Genomic DNA, 20,062 nt, shown 5'->3' on the forward strand with positions numbered 1-20,062 from the left:
TCAATACAAGCACCTTACTTGATAGTATATATGCTCATTTTAACGATTTCTATTTCTTTATTGAAAAAATTCTTTCGAAAACACCCTTTTTTTTATGATCTAGTCGATTCATCTTCTCTTTTAATTCCGCTAGCTCATAGGCTTTTTCTTTTACTTTCATCTTCAATCTTGCATTTTCACATAGAAGTATATCTTTTTCTTTTTTCATTGCATCACCCGTTTCAAGATTTTCTTTTTCTTTTAATATAGATGTAACACACGCTATAATTTCATTCTTTGTTTCTTCCAATTTATAATTCACATTTGCATTTACTGTATCGTTTATATTCATGCAAAGCGTCTTAATCACATCCGAATCAGTATTTTCCTCTAAAATGCTTAATTGTTCAGACGCAGTAATCGCAACTTCATTATTTGCAGGTACAACGAGTTCCGGTGATTCTAAGATAAGCTTGATCTGTTTATTGGTCAGTCCCTTTTCTTGTAGTTGTTTTATATAAAAAAATTGATCAATTTCCTTGTATGTATAATATCTGCGATTTGAAGTTGTCCTTGGAATTTCTAAATCAAAATCACTTTCATAATATCGAAGTACATGGGTCTCATAACCAGTTATTTTACTTACTTCTGAAATAGAATAATTTTTCTCTTTATCAATCATTTATATCCCTCCTACCTACTTAAACTATTCTTGATGTATCCTCCGAATCCTCCATTTTATAAGCAGTTTTTCATAGCAAATTTGGTCATTCTTTTACATAAATTCGGCTATTCAAATAAAAAAATACCATATATTTGAAAAACTAAACAAATACATAGTATTTTTTGAGAATTTATATGTTATTTAAATTTTCTTATAGAAAAAAGTTCTGAAAGAATCTAGTTCATACCTTGTAGGTAAAATAATTTGTTCTGTACTCCCCACAAATAATATTCCTTTATCATTTAATGCTTTATGAAATTTCTTATACATAATTTCTTTCGATTCTTCTGTAAAATAGATCATTACATTCCTACATACAATTAAATCACATTGATCTGGATAAGCATCATCTAATAAATTATGCTGCTTGAATTGAACACATTTTTTAATATTTTCGCTAATTCTATAAGACTCTCCAACCGTTTCAAAATATTTATTTGCTAAATGTGTTGGAACATTTTCAATACTTTTTTTAGAATAGATACCATTTTTCGCTTTATTGATGGCTTCTTTATCAATGTCGGTTGCAAGTATTTTTATAGCACTTAAAGGTAAATGTTCGCTTAGTGCCATAACAAGAGAATAAGGTTCTTCACCAGTTGAACAAGCAGAACTCCAAAGTTTTAATCTTTTGTTATTTTTAAGTAACATAGGAAAAATTTCTTCTTGCAATAAGGTCCACTGACTTGGGTTCCTAAAAAATTCTGAAACATTTATGGTTAAGTAATTAATAAATTCATCAAAGAGTTTTTTGTCTGTATTCATTGCATTATAATATTCTTCATAACTGGTAAAATTATTTCTTTTAATAAGAGAATCGATTCTTCTTTTCATTTGTCTTTCTTTATAAAAAGATAAATTGATTCTGGTTTTTTTATAAATCTTTTCTTTGAAGTTTTCATAATTATTCATATTTAGTCCCCTTTATTTTCTATTCGTATAAAAAATATCCTTGTTTATTCTACTTCTATTTTCTTATAAAGGCATATGAATTTCAAGAAAGAAAAAATAAATAAGGAAGAATGATCTTCCCTATTCTTTTGATGCTAAAATTTCACCAATTGTAGTCGGTTCGTCATTATTAACGATTTCTAAATCAGCAAGATCTGTTCTTTCTGCTGTTTCTTTCATACTTAAGCTGATTCTTTTATTTTCTTTATCTAAATTAAGTATCTTCACTTTTACTTTTTGACCAACATGAACTTCTTCAGATGGCTTTGAAATGTGTTTTTCGCTAATTTCTGATATATGCACCAAACCATCTACCCCTGGCTCAAATTCAACAAAAGCGCCAAAATCTGCTAACTTTACAACTTTTCCTTTAACAATATCTCCAATACTATATTTACTTTCAATATTTGCCCATGGCTCAAGTGTTGTTTGTTTTAATCCTAATGAAATTCGATTATTTTCTTTATCAAAATCTAATATAACAACTTTTACCTTGTCTCCTATACTCACAACTTCATTTGGATTATTTACGCGGCTCCAAGAAAGGTCTGATATATGAATTAATCCATCCATACCACCAATATCCACAAATGCGCCAAATTTTACAAGTCTTTTTACTTCGCCTTCAATAATACTTCCTTTTTCTATATTTTCCCATAGTTTCTGTCTTTTTGCTTCATTTTCTTCTTTCATAATCACTTTATGTGAAAATACTACTTTCTTTTTCTCAATATTTAAGTCAATGATCTTTACAGCTAGTTCTTTGTCTACAAATTCTTGTAAATCGCTAATAAAATTTGTTGATAACTGTGATGCTGGTATAAATCCTCTAGTTCCTTTATATACTGCAATCACACCACCTTTAACAACTTGAACCACCCTTACCTGTAGTGTATGGTTCTCATCTGTTGCTTTTTCTAGATGTTCCCAATTTTTTTCAGCATCTACTCTTATTTTAGATAAAAGAAGATTACCTTCTCCATCATCCGTTTTTAGCACATATGCTTCAATGGGATCCCCTTCTTTAGCAATTTCATGGGGATTCACAAGAGGGTCATTAGACATTTCTTTTTTAGGAATAATCCCATCTGCTTTATATCCAATGTTTACCATGATTTCATTATCCGTTACAAGAATGACTGTACCTTTAACAGAAGTTCCTCTCCTCGGTGCTCTCAAGCTGTTTTCAATTTCCTCCATCATATTCATCATTTCATTTTGTTCTTGTTCCATATTGTCCATTCTCTTAATAGCCTCCTTAATAATCCAGTCCGGTGTAGAAGCACCGGCGGTTACTCCAATTTTTTTAAAACCGCTTATATCTGCTATTGGTACTTCTTCAGCAGTTTCTATATGATAAGTATTTTTGCAGTATTTTTTACTTATCTGTAATAGTTTTTGTGTATTTGAACTATGATATCCACCAATGATTATCATTGCATCTACTTGTTTTGAAACATCAGCGCAAGATGTTTGTCTTTCTTTTGTTGCAGTACAAATTGTATTAAATGTTTCTAAAATGTTTGCTCTTTCTTGCAATTTTCCAATGACATCAGTCCATAAATCCATTGTAATCGTTGTCTGTGCTACAACACATATTTTATCAAATTTACTGATATCATTCACATCTTCTGGTCCTTGAACGATAGAAGCACTATGATTACACCATCCATTAATACCCATTACTTCTGGATGCTTTGGATTTCCAATAATAACAATTGTATATCCTCTATCATAATATTCTTTTGCGATTTTTTGCACTTTCCTAACAAAAGGACAAGTCGCATCTATTACATCAATATTATAACCATGGGCTAAATCATAAATTTTTAGTGGTACACCATGAGAACGAATAATTACTGTACTATCTTTGGCATCTTGAATATTTTCTACTGATGAAACACCTTGAGATTCTAGTCTTTCAATCACTTGATTATTATGGATCAAAGGACCATAGGTATAGATCTTCTTATCATTATTATTACCAATAGCATTAAGTGTTTTATTCATAGCTTGTTTTACACCAAAGCAAAAACCAGCATTATCGGCAACAACTATTTTCAAGTTTATTATCCCTCCTAAATTTACTTTTATTTAAATTCTACATATTATTACAAAACTCCTTCTTTAAAAAAGATAAATACTATAAGAATTCTATACTATTATTTCAAATAATACAATATTTCATCAACTACTTTTTGAATAGATTTTCCGGTTGTATCTATTTCAATAGCATCTTCTGCTTTTCTTAAAGGTGCAAATTCTCTTTCCATATCTATTTTATCTCTATTTCCAATTTCATCTTTTACTTCTTTTTGTGTAATTTCTATACCTTTTTCCTTGAGTTCAGTGAATCTTCTGGTGGCTCTTTCTTCAATGGATGCAGTTAAGTAAAATTTATACGTAGCATTGGGCATTACATATGTTCCTATATCTCTTCCATCCATTATAACATGCTTATTCGATGCTATATTTCTCTGTAGTTCTACCATTTTCATTCTCACATGAGGAATTTTAGCTATATGTGAAACAAAATTATTTACTTTAGGACTTCGAATATCTTCTGTAATGTTTTTTCCATCTAAAAAAATATCATTCTCATCCATATCTATCTTACATCGTGATAAAATCTCTTGAATTTTTTTTTCTTCTTCTATATGTATTCCTCTCTCTAATATTTTAAATGCGATAGCCCTATACATAGCACCAGTATCAATATAGGTTAGATTTTTTATATTTGCAATTATTTTTGCAATGGTGCTTTTCCCAGCCCCTGCAGGGCCATCTAATGCAATGCTTATGTTTTTCATCATCCTACCCCTCGCTTCTTTCGTTAATTATAGCTATACATTCATGCCTGCCAAATATCCAGTTGAAAAAGCAATTTGAAGATTATATCCTCCTGTTAAAGCATCTATATCTACTACTTCTCCTGCAAAGTATATTCCATTTATTTTTTTGGATTCCATTGTTGATGGATTTATTTCTTTTACGTTGATTCCTCCAGATGTTATAATTGCTTCATTAATAGGCCTCATCTTTGAAATGGTCATAGGCAAATTAGTCAATAGATTAATCAATTTTTTTCTTTCATCTTTTGTTATTTGGTTAACATATTTATTTTCTGGTATACCTGATAGTCCAATAATTACAGGAATTAATTTGGAGGGAAGTAGATCTTGTAGTGAATTTTTAAACTGCTTTTTAGAATATTTTTCAAAATCTCTGATAATTCTTTGATCTAGCTTATCTTCGTCTAACGCAGGCTTAAGGTTTAATAGCACACGAATCTTACCCTTTTTTAGATAATCATTAATATAATTGCTCATACTTAATACAACAGGGCCTGAAACGCCATAGTGGGTAAAAATCATCTCACCAAATTCTGTATGGATTTCTTTGTTTTTGTAGATTGCTTTCAATGAAATATTTCTTAACGATAAACCTTGTAATTCCTTTACCCACGCTTCTTCAGTCTCAAGCGGAACCAGCCCTGGGCGCAATGGTATAATACTATGTCCTAATTTTTTTGCAAATTTATACCCATCTCCTGTTGATCCAGTTGTATAGTAAGACATGCCTCCAGTTGCAATAATCACTTTTTTGCAGGAAATAATAGTCTGATCAGACAGGCTAACACCTTTTATCTCATTATTTTGGATTAAAATTTCTTTTACTTCAGCATTTAATTTTATATCTACACCATGGGATAACATGAATTTTTTAAGAGCTTTGATCACATCACTCGATTTATCTGATTGCGGAAATACCCGATCTCCTCGCTCAACCTTTGTAGGTGTTCCATATTCATGCATTAAATTGATTACATCATCATTTGTAAAAGAATAAAAAGCACTATATAAGAAATTTTTATTTCTTGTTACATGATTCAATAACTCTTCAATATCTTTATTGTTTGTAAGATTACATCGCCCTTTTCCTGTGATATATATCTTCTTACCAAGTGTATCATTTTTTTCTAAAAGAATTACGTGTTCTCCTCTTTTTGCTGCAGTTCCTGCTGCGACCATTCCAGCAGCGCCACCTCCAATAACTACTATATGCTCCACTTATTTATCACCCTCTACCTAAATATTTTCTAAATGAGCCGTATCGTTTAATGAAACAAGTACTGGTCCATAGTCTTTATATTCAATGATATTCATACAGGTATTATCTTGTCTTATCTTATAAAGATTTGAAAGATCCATATCCATAATGCCAAGTAGTATGGTCTTTATTGTAATACCATGAGATACAATAAGGATATTCTTATTTTTATTCTTTTTTATAATCTCATGAATGGCTTTTAATCCTCTTTTTTGGACTGCTAATAACTTTTCTCCACCTGGAATATCTGCTTCATGAGGTTTATTTCTCCAAACTGTGTAGTGTTCTTTATAATCCTCTATTATTTTTTCGTTCGTTAATCCTTCCCATTCACCAAAGCACATCTCTCTCAATTCGTTTATGGTATTTACCTGTAAATTTTTTTTCTTTCCAATCATCACTGCAGTTTCATGCGCCCTATCCAAATCACTACTATAAATACAATCTATTTTATACTTTTTCATTCTTTCTGCTAAAAGATTCGCTTGATCCCGTCCCTTTTTAGTCAACTCAATATTTTTTGATCCTTGTGCTCTTGATTCAATATTCCATTTTGTTTGTCCATGTCTTATTATATATAATCTTGTCATACTACTTTTCCCCCTTTCGAAATATCAAACCTATTATATCATTAATTTTATCTATTCCATATCTTTATGATTATTTTCTCCATCTTTACCTCAATATAAGCATATAAAAAACTACGGATTTTCCGTAGCTTTTTATATTTTTTATATTGTATTTTTATTGTCATAAACATTATGTTTATACCATATTTTTTCTAGTTTATCAAAAGTGGTGGATATATTAGATTTTTCTCTCATTCCTACAGCAACTGTTAATGCATTAATTAAACTCAAAGGTGCAACCAATGAATCAACAAAAGAAGCCATATTACTTCTAGCAACGAGTGTATAATCAGAAATAGTAGCAATTGGAGAAACTTTGCTATCTGTAATACCTACAACTAAAGCACCTTGTTCTTTTGTATAGTTTAATGCACTTAATGTATTTGTAGAATATCTTGGAAAACTTATACCAATAACTAAGTCATCCTTACCTACTCTTAGCATTTGTTCAAAAACATCACTCACTCCTGGTGTGACAATTTTCACATTATCTCGAATTAAATTTAAATAAAATCCGAGATATTCAGCTAATGTACTTGAACTCCTTAATCCTATAATATAGATTCTCTTTGCTTTAAATATATGATCTACAACACTCTCAAAAATCTGGTCATCTAATTCTTCGATGGTTGCTTTAATATTATCCATATCTGCTTTTAATACTTTTTTAAGAACCGCACCTTCATTGGTGTAATCTTGTGACATTTCCAATCTTTGTACAGTTGTCAATTTTGTTTTAATTAACTCTTGCAACTCTTTTTGTAGATTTGGATAGCCATCATACCCTAAGGCATTCGCAAACCTTACGACAGTAGATTCACTCACACCCACTTTATCTCCTAATTTTGAAGCAGTCATAAAAGCTGCCTTATCATAATTATTTATAATAAATTGAGCAATTAATTTCTGTCCTTTGCTTAATCTAGAAAAACTTTTTTGAATGTTTTTTATTAAATCTACATTATTATCTCTCATGGAAGTTTTCCTCTTCTAATCAGATTTATCTTCTAACTCCAAGCTTATACCCTTCCGCTAATGCACTTTTATTTAGTTCTTCTGTACCTTTTGGTACTCTATTTAATACTGCAGCCTCAAGTGATTCTTTAGATACAATATTTAATAATGCATTAATCGCACCAATTGCAATAATGTTTGCTACCATTGGTTTTCCGATTACTTCACTAGCTGTTTCAAGTATTGGAATTTGAATAACTTCTCCAGCATTTGTATTTTCAGGAACTGTTACGGATGAATCCACTAACAATAGTCCTTCTTGCCCAATTAAGTCAACATATTTGTCACAAGCTACTTGTGTTAGAGATAATAGAAGATCAGCTGTTTGAACCTTAGGAAAATCAATTTCTTCATTGCTAATAATTACTTCTGCCTTACTAGCACCTCCACGCGCCTCTGGTCCATAGGATTGTGATTGAATAGCATTTTTACCATCCATTATTGCTGCCTCAGCTAGGATAATCCCACCTAAAATAAGTCCTTGTCCGCCTGAACCAGTTAATCTTAATTCCATTTGCTTAGACATATTATCTCTCCTTTACAAATCTATCAATTATTTTTTGATACTCTTCAGTATATTCTGGCTCTGCTTCATTTTTTAATTCACCAATTAAGAATTTACCTTCAAGTTGTTCTGGTGAAAGTTTTGCTGCAACCTTTGTATCAACAGCTGTTTCTTTTTGCCATTTCATGATATCAACAACAGTTCCTTTTTTGTTTTTTCTACCATAGTAAGTAGGGCATACACTTAATCCTTCAATAAGCGAAAATCCTTTGTTTTGAATACCATTTTCAACTAATTTAGTTAGTAGGTTTGCATGATAAGCAGTAGCTCTCCCCACATATGTTGCACCTGCAGCTGCTGCTAACTTTGGAATATCAAAAGGTCTATCGATATTACCATAAGGTGCTGTAGTACCTAGATCTCCTGTAGGTGTTGCTGGAGAATATTGTCCACCTGTCATTCCATAGATATTATTATTGAAAACGATTGTTGTGATGTTAATGTTTCTTCTTGCAGCATGAATTAAATGATTTCCACCGATTGCTGATGCATCCCCGTCACCTGTAATAACAATTACTTCAAGTTCTGGTCTAGCCATTTTTACACCTGTTGCAAAAGCTAACGCGCGACCATGTGTTGTATGCAATGTATTAAAATCCATATAACCAGGCGCTCTTGAAGAACAGCCAATACCAGATACGATACATACCTTATCTTTGTCTAAACCTAAATTTTCTATTGCTTTTGCGATACTTCTCATTAATATTCCATGTCCACATCCAGGACACCATATATGTGGTAATTTATCCACTCTGAAATAATTTTCAACCAATGCATTCGTCACTTTAAATTACCTCCTCAATTTTAGATAATATTTCGTTAGGAGTAATAATCTCACCATCAACTTTTCCAATATGGAAAATATCTGCTGAACCCTTTACTACTCTTTCTACTTCTAAAACTAATTGTCCATAGTTAAGCTCTGCAACAATGATGCCTTTTACATTTTTAGCGAATTCTTTTACTTGTTTTTCAGGGAAAGGCCAGATTGTAATGGGTCTAAACATACCTACTTTTAAACCTTTTTCTCTCGCTTTTTTCACTGCACTCTTCGCACTTCTTGCAGTTCCACCGTATGATAATACTACAACTTCTGCATCTTCCATATGAAATTCTTCATAAGCTACGATATCATCAACATGATCTTCAACTTTTTTCATAATTCTTGTACAAAGAACATCTGCAATTTCATTGCTATTTGTTGGGAATCCTGATTCATCATGAACAAGTCCTGTAACATGATATCTATGACCATCCCCAAATCCTGCCATAGCTGGTACAATTTCGCCTTCTTCCACTTTATAGGCTAAGTAGTTTTTATCATCTTTTGAAGGTTTTTTACGATCTATAATTTCTAATTCACTAGGGTCAGGAATTGCAATTCCCTCTCTCATATGGCCTACAATTTCATCTAATAAAAGAATTACAGGTGTTCTATATTTTTCAGCGAGATTAAAACATCTAACAGTTAGGTCAAAAGCTTCTTTTACTGATGATGGAGATATTGCGATAACAGGATGATCTCCATGTGTACCCCATTTAGCTTGCATTACATCCCCTTGAGATGGAGAAGTAGGAAGCCCTGTACTTGGACCGTGTCTTTGTACATTTACAATTACACATGGTATTTCAGCAATAGCTGCATAGCCAATGTTTTCTTGTTTTAGAGAAAATCCAGGTCCACTTGTTGCTGTCATAGCTTTTACTCCTGTAAGAGCAGCACCGATTGTAGCAGCCATACCTGCAATTTCATCTTCCATTTGTATAAATTTTCCACCTACTTTTGGTAGCTTCTGTGCTGAACCTTCTGCTATTTCAGTTGATGGTGTAATAGGATATCCTCCATAAAAACGCATTCCTGCAGCAAGAGCTCCTTCAACACAGGCCTCATTTCCTTGCATTAATTTTATATTATTTTTCTTCATCTTCCATACCTCCTAGATAAATTGCAAAATCCGGACAGCGTAATTCACATAAACCACATTTTATACATTTTTCAATATCAATAATTTCAACTTTTTCATGATTCAAAGCAAGTACGTTTTTAGGACAGAACTCTACACAAATTCCGCATCCCTTACACCAGCTTTTCTTTACGATTAATTTTTTTTCATTCTGGTTTGCCATTCTATTCAACTCCATTCCAAAGTTAATGTTTTCCACAAATTAATGATAACAAAAAAAAAGTTAGAATGCAATTTAAATTTCATATTTTTAAAAAGATATACAATAATGCAATTTTTCCTTCAAATCGTGCACACGAATTTATTAATACAAGTTTACGATTATTATTGCATGCAGTTATTTTAATTTCTTAAAAAATATTCACTCCCCCTAGTTATTCATATTATAAGGAAACTATAATTTACTACTAAGTAAAAAATAATGTAACACACAGGCTATAATCTGCATACTTTAAAGTAGGATTAAGATAAATAATCCAATTAAATCATAAAGGAGGCACATTCTAATGGCTGATGCACAATGTGGTGGAATTGGTGGTATATTTGGCGGTTGTAATAGCGAATTACTATTTTTCTTCTTGTTATTAGTAATTTTATTCTGCTATCCATATTTATATGGTGGTTATGGTTGTTAATCAAAGATAAGAATTTGGGAGATTTCTCCCAATTCTTTTTACATAAATTTTTCACAATTTGTTATCTAATATAACGCTTTATCTAATAATCATGTAACACATATCCTTCCACCTACATATCTTGTATTAAGAAAGATTGAAAAGATACAATCTAAAAATACAAGCTATTGGAAAGGAGGTAAATATATGCCTGGATGTGGATTATTTAATAGCCGTGACGAATTATTATTCTTTTTCTTGCTATTAGTAGTTATATTCTGTAATTTCTGTGGCTATGGAAGATATTAATGAAAAAATTTAAAACCTCACAGCGCTGTCTTTTACGACCAGGATTAATCCTGGTCGTTTTACTTTAAACTAGATTTTTTTGGAATATCTCTAATTTATTTCAATATTCCATTTCTTTACTTGTTCAATTAAATCGAATTTTGTCAAATCAAAATGTATTGGTGTAATGGATATAGCGTCATTTTTGATACTATGAATGTCTGTTCCTTCATGGTTTTTTTCATCCATGATTTCTCCACCTAACCAATAATAGCTTTGTCCTCTTGGATCAATTCTCTCAATAAACGAATTTTTATATTTCCGAACACCTAATGTAGTAATATTTACACCCTTTAATGTTTCTTTTTTGCAATTCGGGATATTTACATTTAACAACGTATCCTCAGGCAGTGGGTTGTCAAGAATTTTTTTTGCTAACGACATGCAAAATTCAGCAGCATAATTATAATCTACATCTTTAAAATCGGCAAGAGATACAGCTACTGCAGGATATCCTAAAATAGCACCTTCTATAGCAGCAGAAACAGTGCCTGAATATAATACATCGGTTCCCAAATTGGGGCCCTTATTAATCCCTGAAAAAACAATATTTATTTTTTCAGGGATTAATGCTTCTATAGCAAGTTTCACACAATCTGTTGGGGTTCCACTAATTGCCCATGCCTGAAAATCTTTATCAAAAAATTTGATTTTTTCTGCTCTAAGTGGTTCATGCATTGTTATCGCATGACCTGTAGCACTTCTTTGTCTATCCGGTGCTACAACATAAATATTCGCAATGTTATCTAATGCACAAGCTAATTTATAAATTCCTTGCGCATAAATACCATCGTCATTCGTTATTAATATATTCATAATGATATCCTCCTCCATTTATATCTATTAAAAATTCTTTTCATAGTAATTTATTATAAAACAAATACTACTATTATAATATGACAAGATTTATTTATTGGGAGTGATAAACTTGATTCAAATTGACGACTCAGGAAGCGGTAGTTTAGTGGGGGGTACTTGTATTGGTGCCATGCGCAAAGAAACAAAAGAATATGTTTATGATATCATTCCTTTAGAATTTTATCATTGTGATACATTTGGAAAAAAGCTTTATTTAGACCAAGTAGTGCATATAGCCGATTCTCTTCTTAAAAAATTAAATGTATCTAAAAACGAAAAAATTGAAATATGTAGAGGCTATATGTTTGATGCATTAAGAATATATTTGAAAGAAAATCAATATAATTTCTTGAGCACTGCAATAGAAGAGCCCCTTCAATCTAAAGTCGAAAAGACTTTTGAAGAATATGCTATTTCTTTAGGACTACCGCGCGATTTTTTAAACTATACAAAATATCCCTTCCATTTTCATCGCTTACTTCGATGGATCTATGCGGATTATGCTAATCGATTTTCTCTTTGCAAAACAGGTTGGAAAAGTTGGAAGAAATATGGCAACCTCGATTTACACGTCGAAACAACGTACTTAAAACATTCAAAATACAGATGTCTAAAGTGTTGGAACAAAATTGAAAATAATAGTGATGTAAAAGTTATCAAATATCATAGTAATAAACCCAATATCATCTATCTGCATATAGACTGCTAATAAAAGTGCATCCCCTTTACTTTTTTACGATTCCAATTATTATGGGTGGTTCTTGCGTTTGGTTTATGTAATCTATTTTCAATACATGAAATAAATTTGGATCAAGCTTTTCTACATATTCTATAATTTTTTCTTTTTCAGTTTCACCACCTAAATGACCATAATAAATAACCATGGTAATGATCCCATTTCTTTTTAATAACTTTAAACTTTTCTTAAGTGCAACAAGTGTAGTTTCAGCCTTTGTAATAATCTGATGATCTCCTTTTGGTAAATAGCCTAGATTAAACATAACACCAGCTATTTCATCTGAAACATACCTATCTATATTTTCATGACTATCTTGTATGATATGTACATCATCATAAATATGATTTTTTTCAAGTAATTTTTTTGTATTCGCAACGGCAAGATCTTGTATATCAAAAGCAAAGATTTTCCCTTCACTTTTAACCATTTTTGCTAAAAAAAGTGTATCCTGGCCATTTCCCATCGTAGCATCAACAGCCACATCTCCTTTTTTCAAAATCCCCCGCATAATAGACTGGGCTATTTCTGTTGGCCTTGTTAAATATTTTACTTCCATTTAAACACCTCAACCCTATTTATTAGATTTACATGCTTTTAAAAAATAATCTGGTAGCACGACCTGTAATGTCTTGTTTTTTATAAACCACTGGGGCATATCTATATCTTTACAATATGTTCTTGCTTCTTGTAGCGAAACCTCTTTAAAACCTATTTTCCTAAAAAACAAAGTTTCTTCGTCTCCATTTACAAATACCCTTCTTATCCCATTTCGATCCGCGAGATTCAAAAGTGCTTTTACAATACCATCCCCTAAATATTCTTTTCTCCTATTTTTTGAAACGACTGCAAATTTTATTATAGCCATGTCCTTCTCACGAATATATCCTGCAACACCAACAAGTATATCCTTATCATAGGCAACCATACAATTGCCTATATAATTTTCTATACAATCTATATTTAACGCATTCTTTGTTAAAAATTCTTTAATAACATTCATTTCATCTTGACTGGCACCTTTAATTTCTAACATTACTCTATCCCCTTTTCTAGATCATCATCCAATTAAATTTACCACTTTATGGCACACACGTATTTTAACATGATTTTAAGTATTTAATCTCCGAATCTGTTAAAAATCTCCATTTTCCCTTTAATAAATTATCCATACTGATTTCACCAACAGCTATTCTTTTCAATCGAATAACAGGATGATGGATGGCATCAAACATTTTTCGTATCTGTCTATTTTTTCCTTCATGAATAATGACCTGTACATTGCTTGATCCTCTGTTATCTTTTAATATTTGAATCTGTGCAGGCGCAGTAGTGTATCCTCCTATATCAATACCTCGTTTAAACATATTCAGTTCTTTATTGTTAAGTACCCCTTTAATTTTCGCAATATATGTTTTTTTGACTTCATGCTTTGGATGTGTAAGTCGATATGTGAGTTCTCCATCATTTGTCATAATCAATAAACCTGAAGTATCATAATCTAATCTACCTACAGGATAAATTCTTTCAGAAATATTTTTTATCAAATCAACAACAGTAGGTCTATCAAATTCATCTAACAATGTAGTTACATACCCTTCTGGTTTATTTAGAATAATATAAACCTTCTTATTTTCTAATTGAATCAAACGATTGTCTAGAGAAACAATATCAGTATCTGGATTTACCGCTACGCCCATATCTTTTATAATTTCCCCATTCACTTTTACTCTACCTAATTTTATCAGTTCTTCTGCTTTTCTTCTGGATGCAATGCCAGAGTATGCAATATATTTTTGTAACCTCAAGCCAACAACTCCTTTTCTTTTGTTAACACTATTATATATTTTATACAGATTTCTCTTTAAATATATACTTATATAAAGCATTATACAAAGATATTGAATCAAATACAATTAGCGAACATTTAAAAACACAAAAATCGTGTTAAGAAGACATAAAAATTTCTATTAAGAAGGTGCATGCAATACCACTATAAAAAGGGGTTGTCTCACTTATTATTGTGTAAGACAACCCCATAGATTCCTTGGCAATTTTAATATTCCTGTTGAATTTTTTTTACATCGAAAATTTTTTTTTCTTTAACAAGTACTATACTAGTAATTACTGTTGCTATAATATCTGATATAGGGTATGAATAAAATATTCCATCAATTCCAATAAACAAAGGAAGTATTAAAACTAAAGGAATTAAAATGATCATTTGTCTTGACATAGTAAGAATCAGTGATTCTAACCCTTTTCCTATAGCTTGAAATAGTGTGGAACCTATTATTTGAAATCCTATAAAGGGCAGCCCCCATATCATCATACTGAGTCCCTCAACACCTAATGCTATCGTTTTGGGATCTTTTGTAAATATACTTATGATCACTTTAGGAAACAGGAGCATAACTAAAAAGGCAAAAGAACTTTGAATACTAGCATAAATGGCAGCATATTGAAAGCATTTTTGCACGCGATCGAATTTTTTAGCCCCATAATTAAATCCTGCAATAGGTTGAAATCCTTGTGCGAGCCCAAACAAAGGCATAAACATAAACATAAAAAATCTATTAATAATCCCAAAAACTACAAGATGGTAGTCACTTCCATATTTCACCATACTCTTATTTACAATAACCATCAATATACTTCCTGCTATTTGTCTAAAAAACGCAGCCATCCCAATTACGATAATTTCTTTTACATTTTTTTTCGTAAGATGAAAATTTAAAATTCTAATTTTAAGAATACTTTCTCCTTTTATATAATAATATAAAAGCCAAATCGCACTACATATCTGTGATATAACCGTTGCAAGTGCAGCTCCTTTTACACCCATATCAAACCCAAATATAAAAATAGCATCTAATACGATATTTATTCCTGCGCCTACAATCATACTAATCATTGCAACTTTTGCATTTCCTTCAGCTCTTACATAATTATTCGTAGACATAGCAAAGCTATTTAAAAGTATACCATACGCAATAATACGCATATACTCTTTCGCATAAGGCATCATTGCATCTGTCGCACCACATAAAATCAATAATTGATCCATAAATAAAAATACAATAACGGTAACTATTGCATTGATCATGAAATTTAGCGAAATAGCTTCTCCTAGTATTTTTTCTGCACCTTCTATATTTTTTTCACCCATTCTTCTTGAAATTGCAGATGCAGCGCCTGTCCCTACAGTAAAGGCTATTGCCATCATAACCATCATAATAGGCATGGCAATCGTTGTACCTCCTAATGCTAAAGGCCCTACTCCATGCCCTATAAAAATACCATCTGCAATATTATAAAAAGCATTCACCAACATCCCAATGATGGCTGGAAGAGAAAACTTTATAAGCAGTTTATTTATTGGCTCATTGCTCATCATATCTCTTTTTTTTTCATCCATAAATCGGCCTCCAAATCTATAATTTTTTTGATATTTCCTCTAAAATTTTAATCGCATCTACAAATCTTTTCATATCATCTCTTGACAAATTATCAAGTTTATTGCTTAAATGTTGATCAAGTTTGTTCTTTTGTACTTCTGCAAATCGGTCTCCTACTTCTGTTAACTTGATTAGATATTTTCTTCGGTCTTTCTCATCCTTCGTTCTTATGACATATCCTTTTTCTGTAAGATAATCTATGATTGTTGTAAAACTTCCCTTTTCTAACTGCAGCATACTGCAAAGCGCTGTCATACTTTTGGAACCATGATGCTTTAGCATTAGTATAGTTTTATATTGGTTTTTATTGATCCCATAGGTAGCACACTCTTTTTTAAAAAAATCTATGAATAAATAATTACGCATATCAGACATAGTTTTAAAAAAGAATTTACCTATTCTTTCCCATTTATCTTCCAATTTTGATCGCCTCCCAAATATAATGGGTTTTGAAATGATTAGATTTCTTACTTTATGTATTCTAACATAGTTTACATGCATTCGTCAATCTACGAAAAACATATCTCTAATAATATTCATTTAACTTTTAATCTTCAAATAATCTTACTATCTTTTTCAACTCTTTTCTAATAGCAATCCCTTGTGGGCAATAGTTTTCACACGTTCACAGTATCTATCTTTTAATGTTTTCTCTAAAAGAGATATACTTTATCTAGCCTTACCAAATCCAGTTCTATGATATGGATAAGCCGTATCTACATAGTTTACACCATGATCAATAGCATAACGAATCATTTTCATTGCCTTATTTCCATCAATATTTTCAGGGTTATTAGTATCTGGAACTGAATCACACTTTGGCAATAAAGAAGAAATTGGCAGGATTAAAAAGATACAAAACTAGTATCTAATTCATGGACAACATAAAGTATGTTAAAAATTTAAGCAGGGCAGTACTAAGACCTTCCTTAATTGTTTATAACAATATTTTTATATCATATCCACATGCTGGGCATATATTATCATTCATATAACTATTTGAGAAAAAGCTGTTTCGTTCTATTAAAAGTTTTTTACATACAGGGCTTATCTAAAAAAAACTAATTTGTTTTTCCTCATATTCATTTTTATAAATGGTAATGATATCTTCCATTTTGTATAATAAATTTGCTTTGTTACATGCTTCTTTAAAAAGTTGCCATAACTGAGCTGCACGCTTTGAACGGCATTCATAAGAAAATCCATATTCTTTTATGTATTTTTGACTTGCGTCTTTAAAATATTCATCTAACTTCTTAAAGAAATAAAGTCTTTGATTTTGTCTAAGGGTTACACCAAAAGCAGGATAGATAAATTTTGCGCCGTTTTCCTTTGCTAATCTTACAATTTCTAATACATTTTCATTGCTATCTTCAATAAATGGTAATACAGGCATGAGCAGTATTCCTGTAAAAATACCATTAGCAGAAAGCTTATTTATGCCTTCAAATCTCTTAGATGTTACAGCTACATTTGGCTCAAGTATTTTACATAAGCCATCATCCGCACTCGTTACGGTTATTTTCACAAGAACGGGAGAATGTCTTTTTATTCTTTTAAGTAAATCTATGTCTCTTGTGATCAAATGGCTCTTTGTGGCTATCGCTACCCCAAAGTTATATCTATCTAAAAGTCCTAATGCCTCTCTAGTAAGCTTATACTTCTCTTCAAAAGGATTGTACGGATCTGACATTGCACCCGTTCCAACTATCCCCTTTTTACGTTTTGATCTAAGCTCTCTGTTTAAAATCTCGATTGCATTTTTCTTTCCTCTAACTTTATCAAAATTTTCTATATGATAACATTCGCTCCTACTATCACAATAAATACACCCATGAGAACATCCTTTATAGATATTCATATTGTAATTGCATCCAAACCACTCTCCACTGCTATTATAAGCAGATAGTATTGTTTTTGCTGATATATACTCCATAATTATCTCCCTATTCTTTTAAAGAGATGTATATATACATCTCTTGATTGCGCGTATATTATGTGTTATTTTGATATTCTTCAAAATCACAAGTATATGCCGTATCTAAGTCTATTTGAAAAGTTTCGTAAAATCCCCTTGATAAGCTGTATATAATCCTATTGCTTTATGGTTTACTTTCGCCTGAATATTTTCATAAATTCCCGTAACAATAAGCAGTTGCCATACTTTCTCAATATCCTCAACAGATTGCTTGCCTATATTCGTAGTTTGCTTCATGATTCCTACTACCATCTTTTCATTTGAATTTACAATTTCATATTTTATAATATATCTCCCATGCCTTTTTGTTTATTGTACACAAAGAAATATGACAACAGTATGTCATATTTCAAAATATAAATAGTTACTCTAATTTTATAGAACTTGATATTGGATTAAATACCCAGAAATTTAAATTATACAAATGACGGGTATTTTATTGTATGTCTACAATACTATAAATTTGAAAACATTATGATTAAATCCAAACCCAATAATATCCTATACCCTTAAATCTCTTTTATTATAAAACCTATAAGTTCCGGCCAATGATATCGCAATAATCACCATGGATAGTGTTATAAAAACAAGATCCATACCCTTTCCTGAGATTATGGATTCAGCTCCAAAATACTTGAAAGGAGTAATGTATTTTAGATTTTCAAGCTTATCGTTCATGTTGATTAACATAGATATCATAAAAGTAATAAGTAGTATTCCAATGGCAGTAGAAGTAGCAGCCTTAGGATTTTTACTAACAGAAGCTACCAATGCACCTATGCACATAAATATAAGCTGCGTAATAAACATCCCCATTATCAACATGATCATATCTGTCAATATTGCATTACCCACATTAAAATGATTAACGATAACGAATGACGCAATGAATGTAACGATATTTAAAATAATAATGTTTAAAAGAACAGCGAATAGTTTTGAAGTTATCACTTTACTTCTTGAAACAGGTTTTACAAATAAAAACTCTGTAGTTTTATCTTTTTCTTCCTTTGCTATAATATTTGCTCCTAACATGACAGCATAAACTGTAGCTATTAATATAAGATATAAGAAAAGAACACCATAAAATCCAATGGCAGTTGATAAATCAAAACTACTTATTCCATATACGTTTAATAAGGATTTAGGGAGTATATCCAACATATCATTAATCGACTCCCCTGAATTAGTATATGCTGCAAATTTACCCATCCCACCGCTAATCATTGCTACTATGCTTATACCCCATAGGATCAGTGGTTTTCTATTGGCCTTCATTTCTCTTGTAAATATATTCATTGATTAAAAACCTCCAATTCATTTTGAATCGAATCAATTAAACAGCATGCATATCCTTTTTATCATAAATAACATAGCTTGCACTAATGGCACCAACAGGAATTACTAAGGATATAATGATAAAAGGCATCTCATAAGCAGAATTTTCTATAATATATACAGCATCAAAATATTTAAAAGGCGTTATGTATCGAATCCTATCATCAGCAGTGATTGAACTTAAAAAGCTTATAAAATAAAAAATAAATACAGTAGCAAGAGAAATAGGTAGAACGGATTTAATTCTAGGTAATATCACTGAAATAATAACTCCAACCGACATAAATATCAGTTGTACAAATAACAAGGTTATAGAAATCATAAAGAATATTTTAAAGCTATAATCATCACGTTTTACAACAGAAGCAATTATGCTTGTAACTGCTATATAAATGACATTTGTAATTACTAAGGATATAATACCTGCTAGTATCTTAGCGGTTAAAATTTGTGTCCTCTTAATAGGTTTTGTTAAAAGAAAATCTACTGTCTTTTCTCGTACTTCCTTTGATACAATAGAAAGTCCCAAATTCATAGCCTGAATTGCCCCAAACAAAACTACAAACGAGAAAGGAAAGGAATAATATCCCAATATATTCGCAAACCGATCCAAAGAAATCCCCATGCCAATTCTTATAGCCTTAGGAAAAGCTTCAAACAAATTTTTTATCTGGTCAATATCCCTTGAAAATGAAGGAAATAGAGAGAAAGATATAATCACTATCACAGCCAAGGATATTGTCCATAAGATAATTGATTTTCTATAGGCATTTAATTCATGTAGGAATATATTCAT

At 31.1% G+C, this 20,062-nt stretch carries 23 protein-coding genes; 2 read left to right on the forward strand and 21 right to left on the reverse strand.

Annotation, left to right across the window (positions count from 1 at the left end):
* Positions 1 to 49: 49 nt before the first annotated feature.
* The 11 genes from EV214_RS00075 to EV214_RS00125 form a co-directional block, all read right to left on the reverse strand.
* On the reverse strand, positions 50 to 661 hold the full coding sequence (locus tag EV214_RS00075) for a MerR family transcriptional regulator (protein WP_132241451.1): 612 nt from the start codon (positions 659 to 661) through the stop codon (positions 50 to 52).
* A gap of 183 nt (positions 662 to 844) precedes the next feature.
* Entirely contained in the window at positions 845 to 1,615 is a 771-nt protein-coding gene (locus EV214_RS00080) for a CheR family methyltransferase (RefSeq protein WP_132241453.1), read from the reverse strand.
* A gap of 120 nt (positions 1,616 to 1,735) precedes the next feature.
* Positions 1,736 to 3,718 (reverse strand): bifunctional 4-hydroxy-3-methylbut-2-enyl diphosphate reductase/30S ribosomal protein S1, encoded by a 1,983-nt coding sequence (locus tag EV214_RS00085; RefSeq protein ID WP_132241455.1) that lies wholly within the window; start codon positions 3,716 to 3,718, stop codon positions 1,736 to 1,738.
* A gap of 98 nt (positions 3,719 to 3,816) precedes the next feature.
* Positions 3,817 to 4,464, reverse strand: coding sequence for a (d)CMP kinase (gene cmk / locus EV214_RS00090; protein ID WP_132241457.1), 648 nt, complete (start codon positions 4,462 to 4,464; stop codon positions 3,817 to 3,819).
* A 33-nt stretch (positions 4,465 to 4,497) separates the two neighbouring features.
* A complete protein-coding gene (locus tag EV214_RS00095) occupies positions 4,498 to 5,724 on the reverse strand; it encodes a BaiN/RdsA family NAD(P)/FAD-dependent oxidoreductase (RefSeq protein ID WP_132241459.1) in 1,227 nt (408 codons plus the stop codon).
* Positions 5,725 to 5,742: 18 nt separating this feature from the next.
* The gene (locus tag EV214_RS00100) at positions 5,743 to 6,354 is read right to left on the reverse strand and encodes a histidine phosphatase family protein (RefSeq protein ID WP_132241461.1); all 612 of its coding nucleotides are present in this window, start codon (positions 6,352 to 6,354) and stop codon (positions 5,743 to 5,745) included.
* Positions 6,355 to 6,495: 141 nt separating this feature from the next.
* Entirely contained in the window at positions 6,496 to 7,368 is an 873-nt protein-coding gene (locus EV214_RS00105) for a MurR/RpiR family transcriptional regulator (protein ID WP_132241463.1), read from the reverse strand.
* A 25-nt stretch (positions 7,369 to 7,393) separates the two neighbouring features.
* Positions 7,394 to 7,933 carry a 2-oxoacid:acceptor oxidoreductase family protein gene (locus EV214_RS00110; protein WP_132241465.1) on the reverse strand — a complete coding sequence of 180 codons (540 nt, stop codon included), beginning with the start codon at positions 7,931 to 7,933 and terminating at the stop codon, positions 7,394 to 7,396.
* A gap of 1 nt (position 7,934) precedes the next feature.
* Complete coding sequence (locus tag EV214_RS00115) at positions 7,935 to 8,756, reverse strand: 2-oxoacid:ferredoxin oxidoreductase subunit beta (RefSeq protein WP_132241467.1); 822 nt, start codon at positions 8,754 to 8,756, stop codon at positions 7,935 to 7,937.
* 1 nt (position 8,757) lies between these two features.
* On the reverse strand, positions 8,758 to 9,897 hold the full coding sequence (locus EV214_RS00120) for a 2-oxoacid:acceptor oxidoreductase subunit alpha (protein ID WP_132241469.1): 1,140 nt from the start codon (positions 9,895 to 9,897) through the stop codon (positions 8,758 to 8,760).
* Positions 9,884 to 10,099, reverse strand: coding sequence for a 4Fe-4S dicluster domain-containing protein (locus tag EV214_RS00125; RefSeq protein ID WP_132241471.1), 216 nt, complete (start codon positions 10,097 to 10,099; stop codon positions 9,884 to 9,886). Before EV214_RS00125 ends, EV214_RS00120 begins: the two co-directional genes overlap by 14 nt.
* 343 nt (positions 10,100 to 10,442) lie before the next feature.
* Between EV214_RS00125 and EV214_RS19280 the strand changes: the two genes are divergently transcribed.
* Positions 10,443 to 10,571: a hypothetical protein gene (locus EV214_RS19280; RefSeq protein ID WP_279233090.1), complete on the forward strand. Its 129-nt coding sequence runs from the start codon at positions 10,443 to 10,445 to the stop codon at positions 10,569 to 10,571.
* A 378-nt stretch (positions 10,572 to 10,949) separates the two neighbouring features.
* Here EV214_RS19280 and surE read toward each other — a convergent pair whose 3' ends face one another.
* Entirely contained in the window at positions 10,950 to 11,714 is a 765-nt protein-coding gene (surE, locus tag EV214_RS00130) for a 5'/3'-nucleotidase SurE (protein WP_132241473.1), read from the reverse strand.
* Positions 11,715 to 11,826: 112 nt separating this feature from the next.
* Between surE and EV214_RS00135 the strand changes: the two genes are divergently transcribed.
* Positions 11,827 to 12,465 carry a hypothetical protein gene (locus EV214_RS00135; protein ID WP_132241475.1) on the forward strand — a complete coding sequence of 213 codons (639 nt, stop codon included), beginning with the start codon at positions 11,827 to 11,829 and terminating at the stop codon, positions 12,463 to 12,465.
* Between the two features lie 16 nt (positions 12,466 to 12,481).
* Here EV214_RS00135 and EV214_RS00140 read toward each other — a convergent pair whose 3' ends face one another.
* The 9 genes from EV214_RS00140 to EV214_RS00185 form a co-directional block, all read right to left on the reverse strand.
* The gene (locus tag EV214_RS00140; protein ID WP_132241477.1) at positions 12,482 to 13,051 is read right to left on the reverse strand and encodes a class I SAM-dependent methyltransferase; all 570 of its coding nucleotides are present in this window, start codon (positions 13,049 to 13,051) and stop codon (positions 12,482 to 12,484) included.
* Between the two features lie 15 nt (positions 13,052 to 13,066).
* On the reverse strand, positions 13,067 to 13,528 hold the full coding sequence (locus tag EV214_RS00145) for a GNAT family N-acetyltransferase (RefSeq protein ID WP_132241479.1): 462 nt from the start codon (positions 13,526 to 13,528) through the stop codon (positions 13,067 to 13,069).
* 64 nt (positions 13,529 to 13,592) lie between these two features.
* Positions 13,593 to 14,300: a pseudouridine synthase gene (locus EV214_RS00150; protein ID WP_207669590.1), complete on the reverse strand. Its 708-nt coding sequence runs from the start codon at positions 14,298 to 14,300 to the stop codon at positions 13,593 to 13,595.
* A gap of 248 nt (positions 14,301 to 14,548) precedes the next feature.
* The gene (locus EV214_RS00155; protein WP_132241483.1) at positions 14,549 to 15,910 is read right to left on the reverse strand and encodes an MATE family efflux transporter; all 1,362 of its coding nucleotides are present in this window, start codon (positions 15,908 to 15,910) and stop codon (positions 14,549 to 14,551) included.
* Positions 15,911 to 15,926: 16 nt separating this feature from the next.
* The gene (locus EV214_RS00160) at positions 15,927 to 16,370 is read right to left on the reverse strand and encodes a MarR family winged helix-turn-helix transcriptional regulator (protein ID WP_165916146.1); all 444 of its coding nucleotides are present in this window, start codon (positions 16,368 to 16,370) and stop codon (positions 15,927 to 15,929) included.
* Between the two features lie 631 nt (positions 16,371 to 17,001).
* Positions 17,002 to 17,886 (reverse strand): SPL family radical SAM protein, encoded by an 885-nt coding sequence (locus EV214_RS00170; protein ID WP_132241489.1) that lies wholly within the window; start codon positions 17,884 to 17,886, stop codon positions 17,002 to 17,004.
* A gap of 111 nt (positions 17,887 to 17,997) precedes the next feature.
* Complete coding sequence (locus tag EV214_RS19015; RefSeq protein ID WP_243116512.1) at positions 17,998 to 18,165, reverse strand: hypothetical protein; 168 nt, start codon at positions 18,163 to 18,165, stop codon at positions 17,998 to 18,000.
* Between the two features lie 264 nt (positions 18,166 to 18,429).
* A complete protein-coding gene (locus tag EV214_RS00180; protein ID WP_132241491.1) occupies positions 18,430 to 19,227 on the reverse strand; it encodes an ABC transporter permease subunit in 798 nt (265 codons plus the stop codon).
* A 37-nt stretch (positions 19,228 to 19,264) separates the two neighbouring features.
* Positions 19,265 to 20,062: an ABC transporter permease subunit gene (locus tag EV214_RS00185; protein ID WP_132241493.1), complete on the reverse strand. Its 798-nt coding sequence runs from the start codon at positions 20,060 to 20,062 to the stop codon at positions 19,265 to 19,267.

It is taken from the genome of Marinisporobacter balticus, assembly GCF_004345705.1.
GTDB classification, from domain to species: domain Bacteria; phylum Bacillota; class Clostridia; order Peptostreptococcales; family Thermotaleaceae; genus Marinisporobacter; species Marinisporobacter balticus.

Coding starts and splice junctions, on each gene's coding strand:
- EV214_RS00170 (WP_132241489.1), bottom strand. CDS start 17,886: ATGGAGTATATATCAGCAAAAACAATACTATCTGCTTATAATAGCAGT.
- cmk (WP_132241457.1), bottom strand. CDS start 4,464: ATGAAAAACATAAGCATTGCATTAGATGGCCCTGCAGGGGCTGGGAAA.
- EV214_RS00145 (WP_132241479.1), bottom strand. CDS start 13,528: ATGTTAGAAATTAAAGGTGCCAGTCAAGATGAAATGAATGTTATTAAA.
- EV214_RS00105 (WP_132241463.1), bottom strand. CDS start 7,368: ATGAGAGATAATAATGTAGATTTAATAAAAAACATTCAAAAAAGTTTT.
- surE (WP_132241473.1), bottom strand. CDS start 11,714: ATGAATATATTAATAACGAATGACGATGGTATTTATGCGCAAGGAATT.
- EV214_RS19015 (WP_243116512.1), bottom strand. CDS start 18,165: ATGAAGCAAACTACGAATATAGGCAAGCAATCTGTTGAGGATATTGAG.
- EV214_RS19280 (WP_279233090.1), top strand. CDS start 10,443: ATGGCTGATGCACAATGTGGTGGAATTGGTGGTATATTTGGCGGTTGT.
- EV214_RS00185 (WP_132241493.1), bottom strand. CDS start 20,062: ATGAATATATTCCTACATGAATTAAATGCCTATAGAAAATCAATTATC.
- EV214_RS00075 (WP_132241451.1), bottom strand. CDS start 661: ATGATTGATAAAGAGAAAAATTATTCTATTTCAGAAGTAAGTAAAATA.
- EV214_RS00100 (WP_132241461.1), bottom strand. CDS start 6,354: ATGACAAGATTATATATAATAAGACATGGACAAACAAAATGGAATATT.
- EV214_RS00110 (WP_132241465.1), bottom strand. CDS start 7,933: ATGTCTAAGCAAATGGAATTAAGATTAACTGGTTCAGGCGGACAAGGA.
- EV214_RS00155 (WP_132241483.1), bottom strand. CDS start 15,910: ATGGATGAAAAAAAAAGAGATATGATGAGCAATGAGCCAATAAATAAA.
- EV214_RS00080 (WP_132241453.1), bottom strand. CDS start 1,615: ATGAATAATTATGAAAACTTCAAAGAAAAGATTTATAAAAAAACCAGA.
- EV214_RS00120 (WP_132241469.1), bottom strand. CDS start 9,897: ATGAAGAAAAATAATATAAAATTAATGCAAGGAAATGAGGCCTGTGTT.
- EV214_RS00125 (WP_132241471.1), bottom strand. CDS start 10,099: ATGGCAAACCAGAATGAAAAAAAATTAATCGTAAAGAAAAGCTGGTGT.
- EV214_RS00140 (WP_132241477.1), bottom strand. CDS start 13,051: ATGGAAGTAAAATATTTAACAAGGCCAACAGAAATAGCCCAGTCTATT.
- EV214_RS00180 (WP_132241491.1), bottom strand. CDS start 19,227: ATGAATATATTTACAAGAGAAATGAAGGCCAATAGAAAACCACTGATC.